The organism is Agromyces allii (assembly GCF_009749385.1).
GTDB lineage: Bacteria > Actinomycetota > Actinomycetes > Actinomycetales > Microbacteriaceae > Agromyces > Agromyces allii.
The window spans coordinates 296,168-314,407 of record NZ_WBIN01000001.1 but is presented as its reverse complement, the minus strand read 5'-3'; the positions used below and the strand labels follow the sequence as shown (position 1 = coordinate 314,407).

Genomic DNA, 18,240 nt, shown 5'->3' with positions numbered 1-18,240 from the left:
CCCAGCCGTGCGCACGTAGACTGGGCGGGTGACGACCACCACCCCCAGAATCGGCCTCGGCATGCCCCGCGTGCCCGGCCTGCGCGGCCGGCTCAAGGATATCCCCGTCCTCGGACACAAGCGCGTGCTGCTCGCCGCCCCTCGCGGATACTGCGCGGGCGTCGACCGCGCCGTGATCGCCGTCGAGAAGGCCCTCGAGCACTACGGCGCCCCCGTGTACGTGCGCAAGCAGATCGTGCACAACATCCACGTCGTGACCGAGCTCGAGGCCAAGGGCGCGATCTTCGTCGACGAGGTCGACGAGGTGCCCGAGGGCGCCCACATCGTCTTCAGCGCGCACGGCGTCTCGCCGGCCGTCGTGAACGCGGCCTCCGACCGCGGGCTGCACGCGATCGACGCGACCTGCCCGCTCGTCACGAAGGTGCACCGCGAGGCCGTGCGCTTCGCACGCGACGACTTCGAGATCCTGCTCATCGGCCACGAGGGCCACGAAGAGGTCGAGGGCACCGCGGGCGAGGCGCCCGACCACGTCACCATCGTGAACAGCCCCGACGACGTGCCGAACATCGACGTGCGCGACCCCGACAAGGTCGTGTGGCTCTCGCAGACGACGCTCTCGGTCGACGAGACCATGGAGACCGTGCGCCGCCTGCGCGAGCGGTTCCCGAACCTCGCCGACCCGCCCAGCGACGACATCTGCTACGCCACCCAGAACCGCCAGGTCGCGATCAAGAAGGTCGCGCAGGATGCCGAGCTCGTGATCGTCGTCGGCTCGGCGAACTCCTCGAACAGCGTTCGCCTCGTCGAGGTCGCCCTCGAGTACGGCGCGAAGGCCGCCTACCGGGTCGACTACGCGAGCGAGGTCAAGCAGGAGTGGCTCGACGGCGTCGCCACGGTCGGCGTCACGAGCGGCGCATCCGTTCCCGAGGAGCTCGTGCACGAACTGCTCGAGGCCCTGGCAGATGCCGGCTACGGCGAGGTCACCGAGGTGAAGACCGCCGAAGAGGACCTGATGTTCTCGCTCCCGAAGGAGCTGCGTCGCGATCTCGCCGGCAACCGCGAGGAGCGCGCGCTCGGCGGGCGCACCCGAACGGCACCGCCGGCCTGATCGGCATCCGTCGACAGAGACACCGACGCCCGCGGCAGATCCGTTCTGCCGCGGGCGTCGTGCTGTCTCGGGGTGCTCGGCCCGGAGGGCCGGGTCTAGACGCTCGCCGTGCTGAGCGAGGCCAGGAAGTCGGGGTCGCTCGCGAACACGAGCATGCCGACGATCGTCACGACGAAGAACGCGGCGACGCCCGCGACCAGCGGGATCCACCACGAGAGCCGCCGGGCGCGCAGGCGTGCGCGCGACCAGAGCAGGGCGCCGAGCCAGAGGACGATCTGCAGCACGACGCCGGTCGCGATGATCGACGGCACCGCAGGGCCCGGCGTGAACGAGGTCGGCCCGTCGATGCCGAGCATCTGCGACGAGAGCTTCGCCGATTCGAGCGCCGTCGCGGGCAGCTGCACGAGCGCCATGATGTTGTAGAACAGGCCGAACACGCCGAAGACGAGCAGCGCGATGGTCCAGAGGCGATCCCGCGGCGGGGCGGCGGCGGTCGCCTGCCCCGCGACGGGGGCCGCGAGGGGTGCGGGGGCGGATGCCGCGGACGGTCCGGTCGTCGCGGCGTCGGCCGCGGCATCCGGAACCGCCTTCGGGTCGACCGGCGGTTGCCAGGTCCACCCTTCGGGCGCGTACTCGCCGTACCGCGGACGAGGCCGCTCGTCGATCGGGGGAGTCGTGGGCGAATCCTGCCCTGCGGCTCCGGTCGTGCGAGCGGCCTCGTCGTGCGTCATCTGATCGCGCCCTACGCCGAGATCGAGTTGCCGGCGGAGCCGAGCTGGCGGGTCGACTCGACGACGCGAGCGGCCATGGCGGTCTCGGCGACCTTGCCCCAGGCGCGGGGGTCGTAGAGCTTCTTGTTGCCGACGCTGCCGTCGACCTTGATCACGCCGTCGTAGTTCTTCAGCATGTAGTCGGCGACCGCGCGCGTGTACGCGTACTGCGTGTCGGTGTCGATGTTCATCTTCACGACGCCGTTCGCGACGGCCTCGGCGATCTCGGCGTCGGTCGAGCCCGAGCCGCCGTGGAAGACGAGGTCGAGCGGCTTCGGGCCGGTGCCGTACTTGGCGGCGAGGCCGTCCTGGATGTCCTTCAGCAGCGACGGGCGCAGCTTCACGTTGCCGGGCGCGTAGACGCCGTGCACGTTGCCGAACGTGAGGGCGGCCATGTAGCGGCCCTGCTCGCCGAGGCCGAGCGCCTCGACGGTCGCGATCGCGTCGTCGAGCGTCGTGTAGAGCGCGTCGTTCGAGCCCTCGTGCTTCACGCCGTCTTCTTCGCCGCCGACGACGCCGATCTCGACCTCGAGCACGGCGTTGATCGCCTTCATGCGGGGCAGGAGCTCCTGCGCGATCTCGAGGTTCTCGGTGAGCGGCACGGCCGAGCCGTCCCACATGTGCGACTGGAAGATCGGGTTGCCGCCGGCCGCGACGGCCGCCTCGGACGCCTCGAGCAGGGGCAGCACGAAGTCGGCGAGCGCGGGCTTCGGGCAGTGGTCGGTGTGCAGGGCGACCGTGACGGGGTAGCTCTTCGCGATCTCGTGCGCGGCGGCGGCGAACGCGAGGGCGCCCGTGGCGCGGGCCTTGACCGTGTGGCCGGCGAAGTAGTCGGCGCCGCCGGTAGTGACCTGGATGATGCCGTCGGAGCCGGCCTCGGTGAGGCCCTGCAGCACCGCGTTGAGGGTCTGCGTCGACGAGACGTTGAACGCCGGGAAGGCGAATGCCTTCGCCTTGGCGGTGTCGAGCATCTGTGCGTACTGCTCGGGGGTTGCGATGGGCATGGCGCTCCTTCGGAAGGCAACAGGATTCATGCTGAGTCTACCGAGGTCGCGAGGAGTGCTCACGTGCGTCACGAGGCGTGCGGATGCCGCGGGCTGGGCGATGATGGGTCGGTGACCCGGTTCTCCCCGCCCTCGCCGTTCGATTCCGCCCTGCGCGACGCACTGCTCGTGGCCGTGCGTGCCGCGGCCGATGCGGCCCGGCCGCTCGTGGGCGGCGGCGACGGCGACGCGGTCGACGCTGCGGCCGTCGACGCGCTGCGCATCGCGCTCGCGGGCGTGCCCGCCGACATCCGCGTGGTCTCGGGCGAGGGCGAGAAGGACGACGCGCCCATGCTGCACCCGGGCGAGCGGTTCGGCACCGGCGTCGGCCCGGCGCTCGACCTCGTCGTCGACCCGGTCGACGGGACTCGTCTCGCGGCGGCGGGGCGCCCGGGCGCCATGGCGATCCTCGCGGTCGCCCCGCGCGGCTCGTACGCCGACCCCGGGCCGGCCTTCTACCTCGACAAGCTCGTGCACGCCAGGTCCGAGCGGCCCGCGGGCGCGGCGAGCGCGGACCCGGGCCTCGCGCTCGACCGCTCCGTCGAGGAGAACCTCGACCGGCTCGCGGCCGCGCACGGGCGCCCGGTCTCGACTCTGCGCGTCGCGGTGCAGCGGCGCCCCCGCAACACGGCCGTCGCCGACGCCGTGCGCGCGGCGGGTGCGAGCCTGCACGAGTTCGAGCACGGCGACATCGAGCGCGTCGCGCACGCCGCAGCGCCCGGCGGCGACCTCGACCTGCTCCTCGGCATCGGCGGTGCGCCCGAGGGGCTGCTCGAGGCGGCGATCGTGCGCGCGCACGGCGGCGTCATGCTCGCACGGTTCGCGCCGCAGTCCACGGCCGAGCGGGCGCGCATCGCCGGCTACACGGCCGGGCTCGCCGAGGACGCCGTCGAGCGCGGGTTCGTCGCTGCCGGGGGAGTCGTGCTCGCCGGGCTGTGCGCGGCATCCGCCCTCGTCGTGATCTCGCCCGTGACCGCGTGCGCGCTCGCGCCCGCCCGCACCGACCTCGTGCTCGTCGACGGCGCGAGCCCCGACCTGGTGACCGCGGCCTTGACCGACGGTTAAGAATCGAGGTTCTTTCGGCGCACGTTCGTGCAGAAACCGCCGGAAACCGGGGGTGCGTGCCTAGGCTTGACGGTGAGCGCGCACGGATCCTCGGCTCGCGAGGGGCCACCCAGGGCCGGGCGCACGAACCGGAGGACCGCCCGATGATGATGACCCCTGCCGACGACAGCCTCTACCTGCACCCCGACCGCAACATCGCGCTCGAGCTCGTGCGGGCCACCGAGGCCGCGGCGATCCGCTCCTACCCGTGGATCGGCCGGGGCGACAAGCTCGGCGCCGACGGGGCGGCGGTCGACGCGATGCGGGCCTTCCTCGGCACGGTCAACTTCGACGGCGTCGTCGTCATCGGCGAGGGCGAGAAGGACGCCGCACCCATGCTCTTCAACGGCGAACGCGTCGGCACCGGGCGCGGGCCCGCCTGCGACATCGCGGTCGACCCGATCGACGGCACCTCGCTCACGGCCGCGGGCCGCCACAACGCGCTCTCGGTCATCGCGGTCGCCGACCGCGGAACCATGCTCGACGCGTCCTCGGTGTTCTACATGGACAAGATCGTGACCGATGCCACGGGCATCGGCGTCGTCGACATCCGCCGGCCCATCGGCGAGAACCTGCGGGCCCTCGCCGCGGCCAAGGGCAAGGACGTCGGCGAGCTGCGCGTCGCCGTGCTGAACCGCGACCGCCACGAGCAGCTGATCGCCGACATCCGCGAGGCCGGGGCCGGAACCCGCCTGATGAGCGACGGCGACGTCGCCGGCGGCATCAACGCGGCCCGCTACGAGTCGCGCATCGACATGTGCGTCGGCATCGGCGGCAGCCCTGAGGGCATCACGACCGCATGCGCGATCAAGGCGCTCGGCGGATTCATGCAGGGCGTCCTCGCGCCGAAGGACGACGCCGAACGTGCGCGCGGCGAGGCCGCCGGACTCGACTGCGACCGTGTGTACGAGCTCGACGACCTCGTGCGCGGCGACAACACGTTCTTCGTGGCCACCGGCGTGACCGACGGCGAACTGCTCGAGGGCGTGCGCAAGAAGGGCCCGATCATCCGCACCGAGTCGATCGTGCTGCGCGGCAAGTCGGGCACCATCCGCCGCATCGTGGCGGACCACCTCGTGGAGAAGTGGCTGGACGACGCCGACCGTTGACCGTTCGGCGCTCGCCGATGCCGGTGGTGCGGCCGACAATGGAGGCATGACCGACCGAAGCCGATCGCTGCCGCGCGCCCTGCGCCCCTTCGAGGGGGCGCAGTACCGGTTGCTCGCGCTCGCCCTCGCGGCGTCGCTGCTCTCGGCGGGCGCATGGCTCGTGGCGGCGGTGTGGCAGGTCGTCGAACTCGGCGGCACGCCCATCGACCTCTCGCTCGTCGCCGTCGGCTCGAGTCTCGGCCTGGTGCTCGCGGTGCTGATCGGCGGCGTCGCGGCCGACCGGATCCCGCAGCGCCGCATCCTCATCACGGTCGAGGTCGTGCGGGGGCTCGCGTTCGCGGCCGCCGCCGTGCTCGCCGCGACGGGCGTCATCGAGGTCTGGCACATCGCCGTGATCTCCTTCGTGCTCGGCGTCGCCGACGGCTTCTTCTACCCCGCCTACTCGGCGTGGCTGCCGGCGCTCCTGCCCGCATCCCAACTGCTCGCCGCGAACGGCATCGAGGGCGTGCTGCGGCCCGCCGTCATGCAGGCCGCCGGCCCCGCGCTCGCGAGCGCGTTCATCGCGCTGCAGGGGCCGTGGCTGGCGTTCGCAGCCGTTGCGGTGATGCAGGTCGTCGCCGCGGTCGTGCTCGCGATCATGCGCACGACCCCCGTGCGTCGCGACCCGAACGAGGTCGTGCGGCACCCCGTGCGCCAGTCGTTCATCGACCTGCGCGACGGCTTCAGCTACCTCGTGCGCACGAAGTGGCTGCTGGCCACGCTCGTCTTCTCGATCATCCTCGTGTTCATCATCATGGGGCCGATCGAGGTGCTGCTCCCCTTCGCGGTGAAGGACCAGACCGGCGGAGGAGCCGGTGCGTTCGCGCTCGCGCTCGCCGCATTCGGTGTGGGCGGCGCCGTCGGCTCGCTCTCGGTGGCCTCGTTCCGCCTGCCGCGGCGCTACCTGACGCTCATGATCCTGGCGTGGGGGGTCGGATGCCTCCCGCTCGCGATCATCGGCTACACCTCGCAACTCTGGGTGATGGTGATCGCGCTGTTCCTCGTCGGGGTGCTCTTCGACGGTGCGCAGGTCGTCTGGGGCACCCTGCTGCAGCGCCGGGTGCCGCCGTCGATGCTCGGTCGGGTCTCGAGTCTCGACTTCTTCGTCTCGCTCGCGCTGATGCCCGTCTCGATGGCCGTCGCAGGACCGGTCGGCGAGGCCATCGGGCTCGCGCCCGCGTTCCTCATCGCCGGGCTCGTGCCGCCGTTCATCGCGTTCGCCACGCTCGCGATCGCCCGCCTCGGAAAGGACGAGCTCGCGCATCCGCTCGACTCGTCGCCGCCGACCGAGGCGGTGGGCGTCGTCACCGGGGCCGAGGCGGCGGCCGGGTTCGCCGCCCCCGTCGACGAGACCCATCCACGCGCACCAGACGGCGAGCCGTCGCGCGACTGACGGCCGCGCGACGGGCCGGTGCGCGTATCGTGCGCAACCCCCTCGACGGGCGGCGGGCCGGTATGCGAGGGTGGGCGCGAACAGGGAGGGTTCTCATGGTGGAGATCAACGACGCGTTCCCCGGCTTCAGCGTCGACGACGTCGGTGTCGCACGGGCGTTCTACGGCGACGTGCTCGGGTTCGACGTGCGCGAGGAGATGGGCGGCCTGCAGTTCTCGTTGCCGTCGGGGCAGGGCGTCTTCGTCTACCCGAAGGACCAGCACCAGCCCGCGACCTTCACCATCCTGAACATCGTGGTGCCCGACATCGGCGCCGCGGTCGACGCGTTGAACGCACAGGGCGTCGTCACCAAGATCTACGCGGATCCGCATTCGTTCGGCACCGACGAGCGGGGCATCGCGTGGGGTTCGAAGACCGGCCAGGGCCCCGACATCTGCTGGTTCCGCGACCCGGCGGGCAACGTGCTGAGCCTGATCCAGAGCTGAAGCCCAGACCTCGGGCGAGGTTCGTGCCGGAACTCAGGGACAGCCCTCAGCCGGACGGCCGAAATCAGGCGTAGACCGGCCGCATGTTGGGACAGAAGCTGAACTCGCCGTGGGCGTCGAGCGGGGGCGTGTACACGCACACCTGGACGTACCAGGTCACGCACCCCGGTCGGACGATCGTCGAGGTCGCCCTCACCTCGGTCAACAGCATCGATGACGACGACGGGACGTTCGCGCGGTTCGGCGTCTCGCAGGTCGTGAGCGACTCGGGGGTCGAGGACTTCGGCGACAACGGACCGCCGGTGGTCGCACGCGACGGCGTCACGAGCGTCAGCGTGCGGATGTTCGTCTTCAACTCGTACGCTCGCGGGCGCGTCTCGCGGAACTTCTGGTGAGGAGCCGGACCATGTTCGATGAGACCGCAAGCAGCGACGACACCGTTGAACGCCAGCGCACGAGCGTGCTGTTCGATCCGGACACCGGACGGGCCGTGTACGGCCACACCTTCGTCGGCGAGGACGACGAACGCTCGGCGCACGAAGGCGAGCGGGCCCGTCGCAGGGTGCTGCTCGATGAGGTCGGTGACGGCGACGCGAGTCGACTGCGCTTCGCGGATGCGCCCGCCGTGCTGCGTGCCGACGGCCCCGCGGAGCTCGAGGTCGTCGACGACGTCGTGCGCCTGCGACCGCTGCGACTGCCGACCGGTCGACCCGATCGAGGCGGGAAGGACCGGCGCGACTGATCAGATCGAGCGGATCTCGGGATCGATGTCGGCGATGAAGCTCGCGTCGTCGGTGCCGAGGTCGAGCTCGGCATCGATCACGTCCGCCTCGCCGGCCCCGGTCTCGATCGCCGCCGTCTCGGCCGTGGCGGCCGACGTGAACTCGTAGGCGGTGAGCTCGCGCGGACTCTCTTCGATGCCCTCGAGCTGCGCGAGCACCTTGGTCTCGTCGAGCGCCTTGAGCTTGCGCGCGGTGGGCATGACGCGGGTCTCGAGCGAACCGACGAACGCGTTGTAGTCCTTGACGGTGCGCTCGATGGTGCGGCCGAGCTTCTCGATCTGGCCTGCGGTGACCGACAGGCGCGCGTAGAGCTCGCGGCTGAGGTCGAAGAGCGTCTTCGCCTCTTTCGTGAGCACGTCTTGCTGCCAACTGAACGCGACGGTCTTCAGCACCGACCAGAGCGTGACGGGGGAGGCGAGCGCGACGCGCTTCGAGAAGGCGTAGTCGAGCAGGGCGGGGTCGGTCTCGAGCGCGCTCGAGACGAGCGACTCGCTCGGGATGAATGCGATGACCATCTCGGGCGAGGCGCCGAGCCCGGCCCAGTAGGTCTTGCCGCCGAGTGCGGTGATGTGGTCGCGCACGGCCTTGACGTGCTGCTTCATGAGCGACTCTCGTCGGGCCGCCTCGGCGCCGACCGCCGTGAGCGGGATCTGGCTGGCCTCGAGGTAGGCGTTGAAGGGCACCTTTGCGTCGACGGCGATGTTCTTGCCGCCGGGCAGGTGGATGACCATGTCGGGGCGGCCGGCGCCCGCGTCGGTGCTGATCGAGTGCTGGGTGTCGAAGTCGACGCGCTCGAGCAGGCCCGCGGCCTCGACGACGCTGCGGAGCTGGGTCTCGCCCCACACGCCGCGCGTGCTGTTCGAACGCAGGGCCGACGCGAGCGTCTCGGCCGTGGAGCGCAGGCGCTCCTCGTTCTCGGCCGCGATGCGCAGCTGCTGGCTGAGCTCGCCGTGCTGGCGGTGACGCTGGGTCTCGAGCTCGGTGACCTTGGCCTGCATCTCGGTGATGGTCTGCTTCACGGGCGCGAGCGCCTGGAGCACCTTGCTGTCGGCGGCCTCTCGCGACTCGCGCTGCTGCTGCTCGGCGCGCTGGCGCTCGACGATCTCGCGGTACTGGGCGCGTGCCGACTCGATCTGCTCGCGAAGGCCGACGGTCGTGGCCTCGACGGAGGCGAGCTCGGCGCGGAGCTGCGCCTGGACGTGCTGCTCTTCGGCGCGGATGCGCGCCTGCTCGGCCGAGCCGCCGGCCTGGAGGGCGGCGATCGCGGCCTGGTGTCGGGCTTCGACCAGCGCGGGGTCTTCGGTCGGGACGACGCCGGCCGCGGCATCCGTCGCACGCTTGGATGCGAGGAACCACGTGGCGAGCGCGCCGAGCGCGATGCCGACGACGAGGCCGATGACCAGCAGCAGGATCTCCATGCCGCCAAGTGTGACAGCGGCCGCCGACATCGCCCGTCGCAGCGCTCGGCGTGGGCGCTACTGCAGCGCCATGGGGCCGTGCGTCGCCTTGCGCGTGGCGGTCGCGGCCTGCCCGATCGCGCCGAACGCCACCCGCGTCACGTGGGCGAGCCGGTCGAGGTCGTCGACGTCGTGGCGGGCCGCGGCGTGCACCATGATGGCGGCGCAGGCCTCGGCATCGGCGAGGGCATCGTGGTGCGAGAAGCCCTCGAAGCCCGCGGCCATCGCCGCGACCGGCAGCCGGTACGACTCGAGGTGGTAGGTCTTGCGCGCGACCTGCAGGCTGCAGAGCGAGCGGTGGTCCGGCACGTCGAGGCCGACGGCCTCGGTGGTCGCCGCGATGACGCGCATGTCGAATCCGGCGTTGTGCGCCACGAGCACGTCGGCACCCGCGAAGTCGCGGAACACGGGCAGCAGTTCGGCCCAGCCTGCCTCGCGTTCGACCATGTCGCGCGTGATGCCGTGCACGCGCACGTTCCACTCCGAGAACTCGTCGTGGGGGAACGGCGGGCGGATGTAGCGGTGCAGGCGATCGACCACGACGCCGTCTCGGACCTTCACGAGTCCGACGGAGCAGGCCGAGGCGCTCGACGGGTTGGCGGTCTCGAAGTCGATCGCGGTGAAGTCCACTGGCACGGAATGCATCGTGCCATGTGCCTCCGACGGTTGACGGATGCCTCGCCGCGGGCGTGGAATGGCGGCATGACCGAGTCTCCCGATGCTGCGCCGCCCCTCGGAGACCCGGCGGCCCCGGCGACCGTCGAGGCGGCGAGATCCTTCGGCGCCGCGGCATCCGTCTACCATCGCTCGCGGCCGGGCTACCCGACCGAGGCCGTCGCCTGGCTGATCGGCGATGCCGAGCAGGTGCTCGACCTGGGCGCCGGCACGGGCAAGCTGACCGAGGCGCTCGTCGCGCTCGATCGCGACGTCATCGCGGTCGACCCGGTCGAGGAGATGCTCGACGAGCTGGAGCTGGCCGTGCCCGGTGTACCGCGCATCCTCGGCACGGCCGAGGAGATCCCGCTCGACGACGACTCGTTCGACGCGGTCGTCGCGGGGCAGGCGTGGCACTGGTTCGAGCCGCAGCGCGCGCTGCCCGAGATCGCCAGGGTGCTCCGCCCGGGCGGCGTGCTCGGCCTCGTCTGGAACAGCCGCGACCTGCGCGCCGACTGGCTGCGCGAGGCGGGCGAGATCATGCACGAGCGGCACGACGCGAGCGCGACCTTCGAGGCGTACGTGAACATCGGCGCCCCGTTCGGGCCGATCGAGGAGCACACGGTCGCCTGGTCCGAGCGGATGTCGCGCGCGAGGTTCCTCGAACTCGTGCGCTCGCGCTCGTACTTCATCACCTCGTCGTCCGACGAGCAGGCGGCGACCATCGCCGCGCTCGAGGTGCTCTTGAACACGCATCCGGATGTCGCGGGCGCCGTCGACCTCGAGGTGCCGTACCTCACCCGCGGCTTCAGGGCGCGGCTGGGCTGAATCGCGGCGGTGCGAAGGAGGACGACCATGCGCTACCTGCTCGCCGTCTGGGACGGCGGGGGAGCGACCCCGCCGAACCTCGGTGTCGCGCGCCTGCTCGTCGAACGAGGTCACGAGGTCGTGGTCCTGGGCGATCCGACCCTCGCCGACGCGATCGCCGCCACCGGGGCCGTGCATCGAACCTGGCCGACCGCGCCGCAGCGCAGGTCGACGGCCCTCGAAGACGACGTGCTGAAGGACTGGGAGTGCCGCACGCAGCTCGGTGCGCTGCTCCGGGTGCGCGATCGCCTCATGACCGGCCCGGCCGCCCGCTTCGCCGCAGACGTCGTGGCTGCGCTCGACGCCGAGCCGTTCGACGCGGTCCTCGTCGACGGCCTGCTCCTCGGCGCGCTCATCGGCGCGGAGGCGCGCGGCATGCCGACCGGGTTGCTCGTCGGGAGCGTGTACCTGCAGCCCTCGCGCGCGCGCCCGCCGTTCGGCCTCGGCCTCGCGCCCGCGCACAACGCGCTGGGCCGGACGCGCGACCGCGCGGCGTACGCGCTCATGACGGCGGCCGCCCGTGCCGGGATGGGCCCGGTCAACGCGGCCCGCGCCGAGCTCGGCCTCGCGCCGGTCCGCAACCCCGGCGAGCAGTGGGATCACGCAGACCGCGTGCTCGTGCTCACGGGCTCGGCGTTCGACGACCCGCCGCCCGACGCGCCCAACGTGCGCTACGTCGGGCCGGTGCTCGAGGACATCCCGGCCGACCGCCCGGGCCTGGCGCTGCCGCCGGGCGAGGCACCGCTCGTGGTCGTCGGGCTCTCGAGCTCGTACATGCGGCAGGCCGACCTGCTCGCGCGGATCTCCCGTGCCCTCGCGTCGCTGCCCGTGCGTGCGGTGATCACCACGGGCCCCGCGATCGACCCCGCGGAGATCCCGTCCGCGCCGAACGTCCTCGTGGTGCGATCTGCGGCCCACGCCGAGCTGATCCCGAAGGCCGCGCTCGTGATCACCCACGCCGGGCACGGCACGCTCATCAAGGCGCTCGCCGCGGGCGTTCCCGCCCTCTGCATCCCACTCGGCCGCGACCAGCCCGAGAACGCGGCCCGTGCAGCGCGGCACGGCGCCGCGATGGTGATCTCCCCGAGATCGGATGCCTCGGCGATCGCCACGGCCGTGCTCGACGTGCTCCTCGAGCCGTCGTACCGCGAGGCGGCCGCCTCGCTCGGCGAACGCATCCGGGCCGAGATCGACTCGGGCGTGCTCCTCGCGGAGCTCGAGGGGCTGGCCGAGGTCGGACGCCGGGCGCGCTGACGCGGCGCTGAAGCGGAGGCGCCTGCACGCGGCATCCGCTCGGATCGGGCCGCGACCGCCCGGAATGAGGCCGCAGAGCGCAGCACCGGTACGATAGACCCCCGTGGCTCTCACTATCGGCATCGTCGGCCTGCCCAACGTCGGCAAGTCCACCCTCTTCAACGCCCTCACCAAGAACCAGGTGCTCGCGGCGAACTATCCGTTCGCGACGATCGAGCCCAATGTCGGCGTCGTGAACCTGCCCGACCCGCGCCTCGAGGTGCTCGCCGGCATCTTCGGCTCGGAGCGCATCCTGCCCGCCGCCGTGTCGTTCGTCGACATCGCCGGCATCGTGCGCGGTGCGTCGGAGGGCGAGGGCCTCGGCAACAAGTTCCTCGCCAACATCCGCGAGGCCGACGCGATCGCGCAGGTCGTGCGCGGCTTCAGCGACGGCGACGTCGTGCACGTCGACGGCAAGGTCGACCCCAAGGCCGACATGGAGACCATCAACACCGAGCTGATCCTCGCCGACCTCGAGACCCTCGAGCGCGCCATCCCGCGCTACGAGAAGGAGATCAAGGGCAAGAAGCTCGACCCGTCGGTACTCGAGGCCGCGAAGGCCGCCGAGGAGGTGCTGCAGAAGGGCACGCCGCTCTCCGCGGCATCCGTCGACCTCGCGCCCGTGAAGGAGCTCGGCCTGCTGACGGCCAAGCCGTTCATCTACGTCTTCAACGTCGACGAGGGCGTGTTGACCGATGACGCGAAGAAGGCCGAGCTCGCAGCGCTCGTCGCCCCGGCCGAGGCCGTGTTCCTCGACGCGAAGATCGAGTCCGAGCTCATCGACCTCGACCCCGAAGACGCTGCGGAGCTCCTCGCCTCGACGGGCCAGGAGGAGTCGGGCCTCGACCAGCTCGCCCGCATCGGCTTCGACACGCTCGGCCTGCAGACCTACCTCACGGCCGGCCCCAAGGAGTCGCGCGCGTGGACGATCCACAAGGGCGACAAGGCCCCCCAGGCGGCCGGCGTGATCCACACCGACTTCGAGCGCGGATTCATCAAGGCCGAGGTCATCTCCTTCGCCGACCTCGTCGAGACCGGCTCGGTCGCCGAGGCCCGTGCCAAGGGCAAGGCCCGCATGGAGGGCAAGGACTACGTCATGCAGGACGGCGACGTCGTGGAGTTCCGCTTCAACGTCTGACCTCGGCCCTCGGGGCGTGACCGGGCCCCGGCATGGCCGGGCTCAGATGCCGGAGCCGTCCGTGCTGCGCGGCGTCCCGGTTCGGGATTCGGCGCCGGTGTCGATGCCCGTGTCCGTGTCGGTCCGGGGGTCTCGATCGGCTCGGCGCGCGCTCACGGGCGTGGCCGGGTTCTCATCGGATGCCGCGGCTCGGGCCTCCGTGCGGCCGTCGTCGATGGGCGGGGCGGCGTGGCCGCCCGTCGCGCGAGGCGTGGTGTCGGGCTGAGCCGCAGCCGGTGTCGTCGCGGCGGCATGATCGGCGGCGGCAGGCCTGTCGGGATCGACCTCGGCCGCGCGGCTCGCGTGGCGGTCGGCCTCCTCCTGGAGGCTCGCGGCTCGCTCGCGGCGGTCGGCGCTCTCGCGGGCCAGACGGTCGGCGTCCAGCCGGGCGCGCTCGGCATCGGCCTCGGCCTGCGCGGCGTTCGACTGCGCGGCGAGGCGGTCGGCTTCCGCCTGCGAGGCGGCGGCCGCCTGTTCACGCGCGTCGCGGGCGGTGTTCTCCGCCTTCTCGCGCAGTTCAGCCGCGCGTCGACGCTCCGCCTCGACCTTGGCCTCGGTCCGGCGACGTGACGTGGTGATCACGACGATGACGACGATGATCGCGATCACGACGATCGCGACGACGATCCAGATCCAGATGCTCGAATCCATGGGTGTTCCACCTTTCGGGGGCGATCCCGTCATTCAACGCGCAGGGTCGCCCGACGGCCAAGGGGTTGTGCCGCGCCGCCGTATCTGAAATGGTCGCGCGCGTCGACGCGACGATCCGAGATGAAGCCGGTCGAGGGTGACGGACGCGACCGCCCGTCAGAGCGGCGGTACGTGTTCGTGCACAACTCCGGATGAAGCGGGCGGCGCGCCGTGCGTTGCCGGCGACACGCTGGGGATGCTGCCGGATCTCCTGAGTTGCGCACGCCGGCGTCGGCGGAGCAGCGGGTCGGACGTGGCCGTCAGGCGCGGCTCAGGTCGTCGAGCGTCGCGAGCGGCACCAGGCCCTCGGCCGCGACGATGAGGCGGGGGTCGGCGGTGATGAGCGCGTCGGCCTGGAGGGTCGCGACGGCGAGGTACTCGGCGAGCGTCGTGTCGCTCCAGTCGAGGCGCGCGGCGAGCTTCCACGCGGTGGAGCGGGACACCCGGTCGCCGAGGAGCCGCATCTTCAGCTCGGCGAGCCGCTCGAGCTGGTCGCGGCCCGCGCGCTCCTCGAGTCGGCCCTCGCGCACGTCGCGGTAGAGCTGCGAGAGCACGTGCGAGCGCAGCACGGAAGGGGCGACGAGCTGGTGGCCGGGGTGAACGGCGAGGTCGTCGCGAATGATCTGCAGCGCGGCCTCCGCATCGATGGCATATCGCGTCATGCGCCCATGGTCGCAGGTCGACCGGCCGCGGGGAACCTCAGGCGAGGGCGGGTGCGAGCATCGCGGGCGACTCGAACGGCACGTCGCGCAGCGCGGCGGCATCGAGCGCGGCGGCGGCCGCCCGCCGCCCCTCGGCGATGAGGCGGGGCGCGTCGGCCATCGTCCACTGCGCCATGCCCTGCATCTCGGGCTGGATGAGCACGACCGAGGGGTCGCGCACGAGGTCGGCGGTGCGGTTGACGGTGCGCATCATGCGAACATTCTCGAACTTCGCGTGCAGGCGCACGACGATGACGCGTGCGGCGCCGAGCTCGCGCGCGGCGGAGACCGGCACGTTGTCGATCATGCCGCCGTCGGCGAGCCACACGCCGTCGCGGCGCACAGGGGAGAGCAGGCCGGGCACGGCGATGGTCGAGCGCAGGGCGGCGCTCAGCGAGCCGGTGTCGAGCGTGACGGCCTTTCGCGCGCGCAGATCGGTCGCGACGGCGGCGAATCGGCGCGGCAGCTCCTCGATCAGCGGATCGCGGCCGAACACGCGACGCACGGACGCGTCGAGCACGCCGGTGTCGAGCAGCGCCAGGCGGGGTGCGAACGACCACGTCGCGATCTCGCGCCAGCGGAACGTCAGCGTGGCCCGCGCGATCTGCTCGGCGTCGAATCCGGCCGCGTAGGCGGCCGCGACGAGCGCGCCCGAACTCGTGCCGACGGCGATGCCGGGGCGGATGCCGCGTTCGGCCAGCTCCTGCAGCACGCCGACGTGTGCGGCGCCGAACGACGCGCCGCCGCTAAGCGTGAGTCCGAGGGTCGAATCGTCGCTCGCGGCGACATCCGGCTGCTCGTTCTGCATGCCGCGACGATACCGCGGCGGGATGGGGCGACTCTGTGCGGCGCCGGGGAGAACGCTGGGAGCGGGCGGCCTAGCGGCCCTGGCGCTTCTTGTAGGGCTTGGGCTCGCCCTTCACGATCGGCGCGCGGCCCTTGCCCTTCGAAGCCTTCGCCTTGCCGCCGGCGGGCACGGCGGGCTTGGAATCGGGCACGGCCGGGGCTTCGGCGATGCGACGGTGCGCCTCGTCGAGCAGCAGCGCGCCGGCCTCGGTGAGCCCCCAGCCCGACTTGGCGCGGGTGAAGAGCGGCATCCCGGTCTCCTCCTCGAGCTTGTCGATGGTCGAGTAGAGCGAGGCGAGCGGCACGCCGAGCGCCTCTGCGGCGCGTGGAACGTGCACGTCGGCATCGACGATGGCGACGAATCGCTCGAGTTGCGCGATCTTCACGGTGACCCCTTCTTCGATGCCCCGCGCCGCACGGGAAGGCCGGGCGGCACCTCTCAAGACTAGGCGGAACGGGCGTTCGAGCGCGCCGGGCCCGAAATCGGTTCGTGCGCGTGCAAGACTCGCGGCCAGGCCGACACAATCATGTCGTGACGACCGCCAGCACCGACGCCAGCACCGACCCGACCGAGGAGGTGGCGGTGGCCGACCCCGCGAGCCCCGAACCCGTGAGCGCCGCCGAGAGCTCCGAACCCGTGAACTCCGACACCGATCGCGCGTGGTTCACCGCGGTCGTGCGCGAGCATTCGACCGCGCTCGTGCGCTACTTCGCCCGCCGCGGTCCCCGTCAGGACGCCGAGGATCTCGCCGCCGAGGTCTTCGCCACGGCTTGGCGCCGCCGCGCCGACGTGCCGGCCGAGGCCGTGCTGCCGTGGCTCTACCGCACTGCGGGCTTCACGCTCGCGAACCACCGCCGCAAGCACGTCGACCTGCCCGTCGACGAGGTGCCCGAGTCGGGTGCCGTGCGCGTGCGCGAAGATCCCGAGCTGAGCGTGCTGTTCGACGCCGAGCTGCGCGGCGCGCTCGAGAGCGTGGGCGAGCGCGACCGGCGCATCCTGCTGCTGCACGCCTGGGAGGGCCTCGACGGCGAAGAACTCGCGGCCGTGCTCGAGATCTCCCGATCCGGGGCGGATGCCGCGCTGTCGCGAGCCCGCAAGCGCCTGCGCGAGGCGTGGGGCGAGCGGCTGTCGTTCTAGCGGCACCGGGTGCCGGAGCGGCCGAGCGGGCCGCCGTGCAAGGTTCGGACCCCGAACGACATATCTCCCAGTGAACGCGGATCTCTGCACCACGGCGTTCGAAGCCACAGACCCCAGCACCGCGCACTCCGGAGGGTGATCCCCATGAACGACGACCACGAACTCGATCCCGAGGCGCGGCTGCGCGCCGCCGACCCCGCCGCCGGCGTCGAGCCGCGCGCGGGCTTCGTCGACGAGGTCGTCGCCGCGGCGACGGGCGAGGCGACCGCATCCACGGAGACCGCCGCACCCGGTGAGACCGCCGCACCCGCGGCCCCCGTCACCGACCTGGGCGCCGAGCGGGTGCGCCGTCGCCCGCGCTGGATCCCCGCCGCGGCGGTCGCGGCATCCCTCGTCGTGTTCGGCGGTGCGGGCTACGCGGTCGGTGCGGCGAACGGCGGGCCTTCGAACCTCGCGAGCGACGCGGCCCCGGCGATCTCGCTGCAGGGCGTCTCGGGCGGTGCGGCCGCCCCCGAGATGGCGACGGGCGCCGACGCTCGGGCGGGAGCGGGCACGTCGAACAAGATGTCCGCCGACATGAGCTATCCCTACGGCGGCTTCGGGCGCAACGAGTTCAGCTCGTCGGGCCTCGGCACGACGGCCGGCACCGCGGCCGGGTACGGCTACGACGCCCGTGCGGCGTCGAACGTCGAGACGGTCGCGGCGCTCGCCGCAGCACTCGGCGTCGAGGGCACACCCGAGCTGGCGAACGGAGCCTGGACCGTCGGCTCGCAGGACGGCACGGCGGCCAGCCTCACCGTCGGCCTCGACGGCACGCTCGGCTTCTCGTTCTACGACCCGAGCCTCGACCCGTGGTCGTGCCCCGCGACGGGTGACGGCACCGGCAGCTCCGACGGGTCGGAGGGCGGCGACGCCGTCGACCCCGCGACCGACCCGAGCATCGAGCCCGGCATCGTCGAGCCGTGCCAGCCGACCGGCTCGGCGCCGAGCGAGGCGACCGCGATCGACGCGCTCCGCACGCTCATCACCTCGACGGGCCGCGATGCCGATGCCTTCGAGTACACGTCGGAGACGTGGGAGGGATCGGTCACGCGCACCGCGCAGGCGTGGCCCGTCATCGACGGCCAGCGGGTCGACCAGAGCTGGACGGCCGAGGTCACCGAGAAGGGCCTGCTCAACGCCTACGGCGCGCTCGCCGACATCGTCCCGCTCGGCGAGTACGAGATCGTCAGCGAGCAGGACGCATTCGAACGCCTCTCCGACCCGCGCTTCGGTGCGCAGATGACGGCCCTGCCGATCCTGTACCGCGAGGGCGCCGTCGCCGATGCGGCGACGGAGTGGGTGCCGCCGACCGAGCCGCCGGCGGTGCCGACATCCGGCGCCTCGATCTCGTGGCCGGTGAACCAGGTCGAGATCGTGAGCGCACGACTCGGCCTCGCCAGCCAGTGGCAGCCCGACGGCAGCGTGCTGATCGTTCCGGCCTACGAGTTCACGGATGCCGGTGGCGGCACGTGGTCGGTCATCGCCGTCGCCGAGTCGAAGCTCGACTTCTCGACGCCGACCGAGTAGTCGAACGGCCCACGT

20 protein-coding genes are annotated in these 18,240 nt (G+C 72.2%); 12 read left to right on the top strand and 8 right to left on the bottom strand.

Annotated elements, in window-relative coordinates; translation table 11 throughout:
* Window positions 1-61 precede the first annotated feature (61 nt).
* A complete protein-coding gene (locus GQR16_RS01390; protein ID WP_157413587.1) occupies window positions 62-1,108 on the top strand; it encodes a 4-hydroxy-3-methylbut-2-enyl diphosphate reductase in 1,047 nt (348 codons plus the stop codon).
* A gap of 95 nt (window positions 1,109-1,203) precedes the next feature.
* Here the strand turns inward: GQR16_RS01390 and GQR16_RS01385 are convergent, their stop codons facing one another.
* Entirely contained in the window at window positions 1,204-1,839 is a 636-nt protein-coding gene (locus GQR16_RS01385; protein WP_157413351.1) for a DUF6264 family protein, read from the bottom strand.
* A gap of 11 nt (window positions 1,840-1,850) precedes the next feature.
* On the bottom strand, window positions 1,851-2,882 hold the full coding sequence (gene fbaA, locus GQR16_RS01380) for a class II fructose-bisphosphate aldolase (protein WP_157413350.1): 1,032 nt from the start codon (window positions 2,880-2,882) through the stop codon (window positions 1,851-1,853).
* A 111-nt stretch (window positions 2,883-2,993) separates the two neighbouring features.
* On the opposite strand from fbaA, the gene GQR16_RS01375 reads away from it, so the two are divergent.
* The 6 genes from GQR16_RS01375 (at window position 2,994) to GQR16_RS01350 (ending at window position 7,793) form a co-directional block, all read left to right on the top strand.
* A complete protein-coding gene (locus GQR16_RS01375; protein ID WP_170298388.1) occupies window positions 2,994-3,986 on the top strand; it encodes a fructose-bisphosphatase class II in 993 nt (330 codons plus the stop codon).
* Between the two features lie 146 nt (window positions 3,987-4,132).
* The gene (gene glpX, locus GQR16_RS01370) at window positions 4,133-5,134 is read left to right on the top strand and encodes a class II fructose-bisphosphatase (RefSeq protein WP_425482608.1); all 1,002 of its coding nucleotides are present in this window, start codon (window positions 4,133-4,135) and stop codon (window positions 5,132-5,134) included.
* 46 nt (window positions 5,135-5,180) lie between these two features.
* Window positions 5,181-6,566: an MFS transporter gene (locus GQR16_RS01365; RefSeq protein WP_157413348.1), complete on the top strand. Its 1,386-nt coding sequence runs from the start codon at window positions 5,181-5,183 to the stop codon at window positions 6,564-6,566.
* A gap of 95 nt (window positions 6,567-6,661) precedes the next feature.
* Window positions 6,662-7,051 carry a VOC family protein gene (locus tag GQR16_RS01360; RefSeq protein ID WP_157413347.1) on the top strand — a complete coding sequence of 130 codons (390 nt, stop codon included), beginning with the start codon at window positions 6,662-6,664 and terminating at the stop codon, window positions 7,049-7,051.
* 83 nt (window positions 7,052-7,134) lie between these two features.
* A complete protein-coding gene (locus GQR16_RS01355) occupies window positions 7,135-7,446 on the top strand; it encodes a hypothetical protein (RefSeq protein ID WP_157413346.1) in 312 nt (103 codons plus the stop codon).
* A gap of 11 nt (window positions 7,447-7,457) precedes the next feature.
* On the top strand, window positions 7,458-7,793 hold the full coding sequence (locus GQR16_RS01350) for a hypothetical protein (protein ID WP_157413345.1): 336 nt from the start codon (window positions 7,458-7,460) through the stop codon (window positions 7,791-7,793).
* On the opposite strand, the gene GQR16_RS01345 is transcribed toward GQR16_RS01350, so the two are convergent.
* Both GQR16_RS01345 and GQR16_RS01340 read right to left on the bottom strand, forming a co-directional pair.
* Window positions 7,794-9,251, bottom strand: coding sequence for a DNA recombination protein RmuC (locus GQR16_RS01345; protein ID WP_157413344.1), 1,458 nt, complete (start codon window positions 9,249-9,251; stop codon window positions 7,794-7,796).
* Window positions 9,252-9,308: 57 nt separating this feature from the next.
* Window positions 9,309-9,926: an exonuclease domain-containing protein gene (locus tag GQR16_RS01340; protein ID WP_157413343.1), complete on the bottom strand. Its 618-nt coding sequence runs from the start codon at window positions 9,924-9,926 to the stop codon at window positions 9,309-9,311.
* A gap of 66 nt (window positions 9,927-9,992) precedes the next feature.
* Here GQR16_RS01340 and GQR16_RS01335 point away from each other — a divergent pair, with 66 nt between their 5' ends.
* The 3 genes from GQR16_RS01335 to ychF all read left to right on the top strand — a co-directional run bounded on the left by GQR16_RS01335 (window position 9,993) and on the right by ychF (window position 13,242).
* Window positions 9,993-10,772, top strand: coding sequence for a class I SAM-dependent methyltransferase (locus GQR16_RS01335; protein WP_157413342.1), 780 nt, complete (start codon window positions 9,993-9,995; stop codon window positions 10,770-10,772).
* Window positions 10,773-10,799: 27 nt separating this feature from the next.
* Entirely contained in the window at window positions 10,800-12,065 is a 1,266-nt protein-coding gene (locus tag GQR16_RS01330) for a glycosyltransferase (RefSeq protein ID WP_157413341.1), read from the top strand.
* 103 nt (window positions 12,066-12,168) lie between these two features.
* Complete coding sequence (gene ychF / locus GQR16_RS01325; protein WP_157413340.1) at window positions 12,169-13,242, top strand: redox-regulated ATPase YchF; 1,074 nt, start codon at window positions 12,169-12,171, stop codon at window positions 13,240-13,242.
* Window positions 13,243-13,284: 42 nt separating this feature from the next.
* Here ychF and GQR16_RS01320 read toward each other — a convergent pair whose 3' ends face one another.
* From GQR16_RS01320 to GQR16_RS01305, 4 genes are all read right to left on the bottom strand, one after another.
* The gene (locus GQR16_RS01320; protein WP_157413339.1) at window positions 13,285-13,932 is read right to left on the bottom strand and encodes a hypothetical protein; all 648 of its coding nucleotides are present in this window, start codon (window positions 13,930-13,932) and stop codon (window positions 13,285-13,287) included.
* 299 nt (window positions 13,933-14,231) lie between these two features.
* Window positions 14,232-14,633 (bottom strand): PIN domain-containing protein, encoded by a 402-nt coding sequence (locus tag GQR16_RS01315; RefSeq protein WP_157413338.1) that lies wholly within the window; start codon window positions 14,631-14,633, stop codon window positions 14,232-14,234.
* 37 nt (window positions 14,634-14,670) lie between these two features.
* Complete coding sequence (locus tag GQR16_RS01310; RefSeq protein WP_157413337.1) at window positions 14,671-15,480, bottom strand: patatin-like phospholipase family protein; 810 nt, start codon at window positions 15,478-15,480, stop codon at window positions 14,671-14,673.
* 70 nt (window positions 15,481-15,550) lie between these two features.
* On the bottom strand, window positions 15,551-15,904 hold the full coding sequence (locus tag GQR16_RS01305; protein WP_157413336.1) for a LysR family transcriptional regulator: 354 nt from the start codon (window positions 15,902-15,904) through the stop codon (window positions 15,551-15,553).
* Window positions 15,905-16,050: 146 nt separating this feature from the next.
* Here GQR16_RS01305 and GQR16_RS01300 point away from each other — a divergent pair, with 146 nt between their 5' ends.
* Window positions 16,051-16,656: an RNA polymerase sigma factor gene (locus tag GQR16_RS01300; RefSeq protein WP_246200388.1), complete on the top strand. Its 606-nt coding sequence runs from the start codon at window positions 16,051-16,053 to the stop codon at window positions 16,654-16,656.
* 144 nt (window positions 16,657-16,800) lie between these two features.
* Window positions 16,801-18,225 carry a hypothetical protein gene (locus GQR16_RS01295; RefSeq protein WP_157413335.1) on the top strand — a complete coding sequence of 475 codons (1,425 nt, stop codon included), beginning with the start codon at window positions 16,801-16,803 and terminating at the stop codon, window positions 18,223-18,225.
* Window positions 18,226-18,240 lie beyond the last annotated feature (15 nt).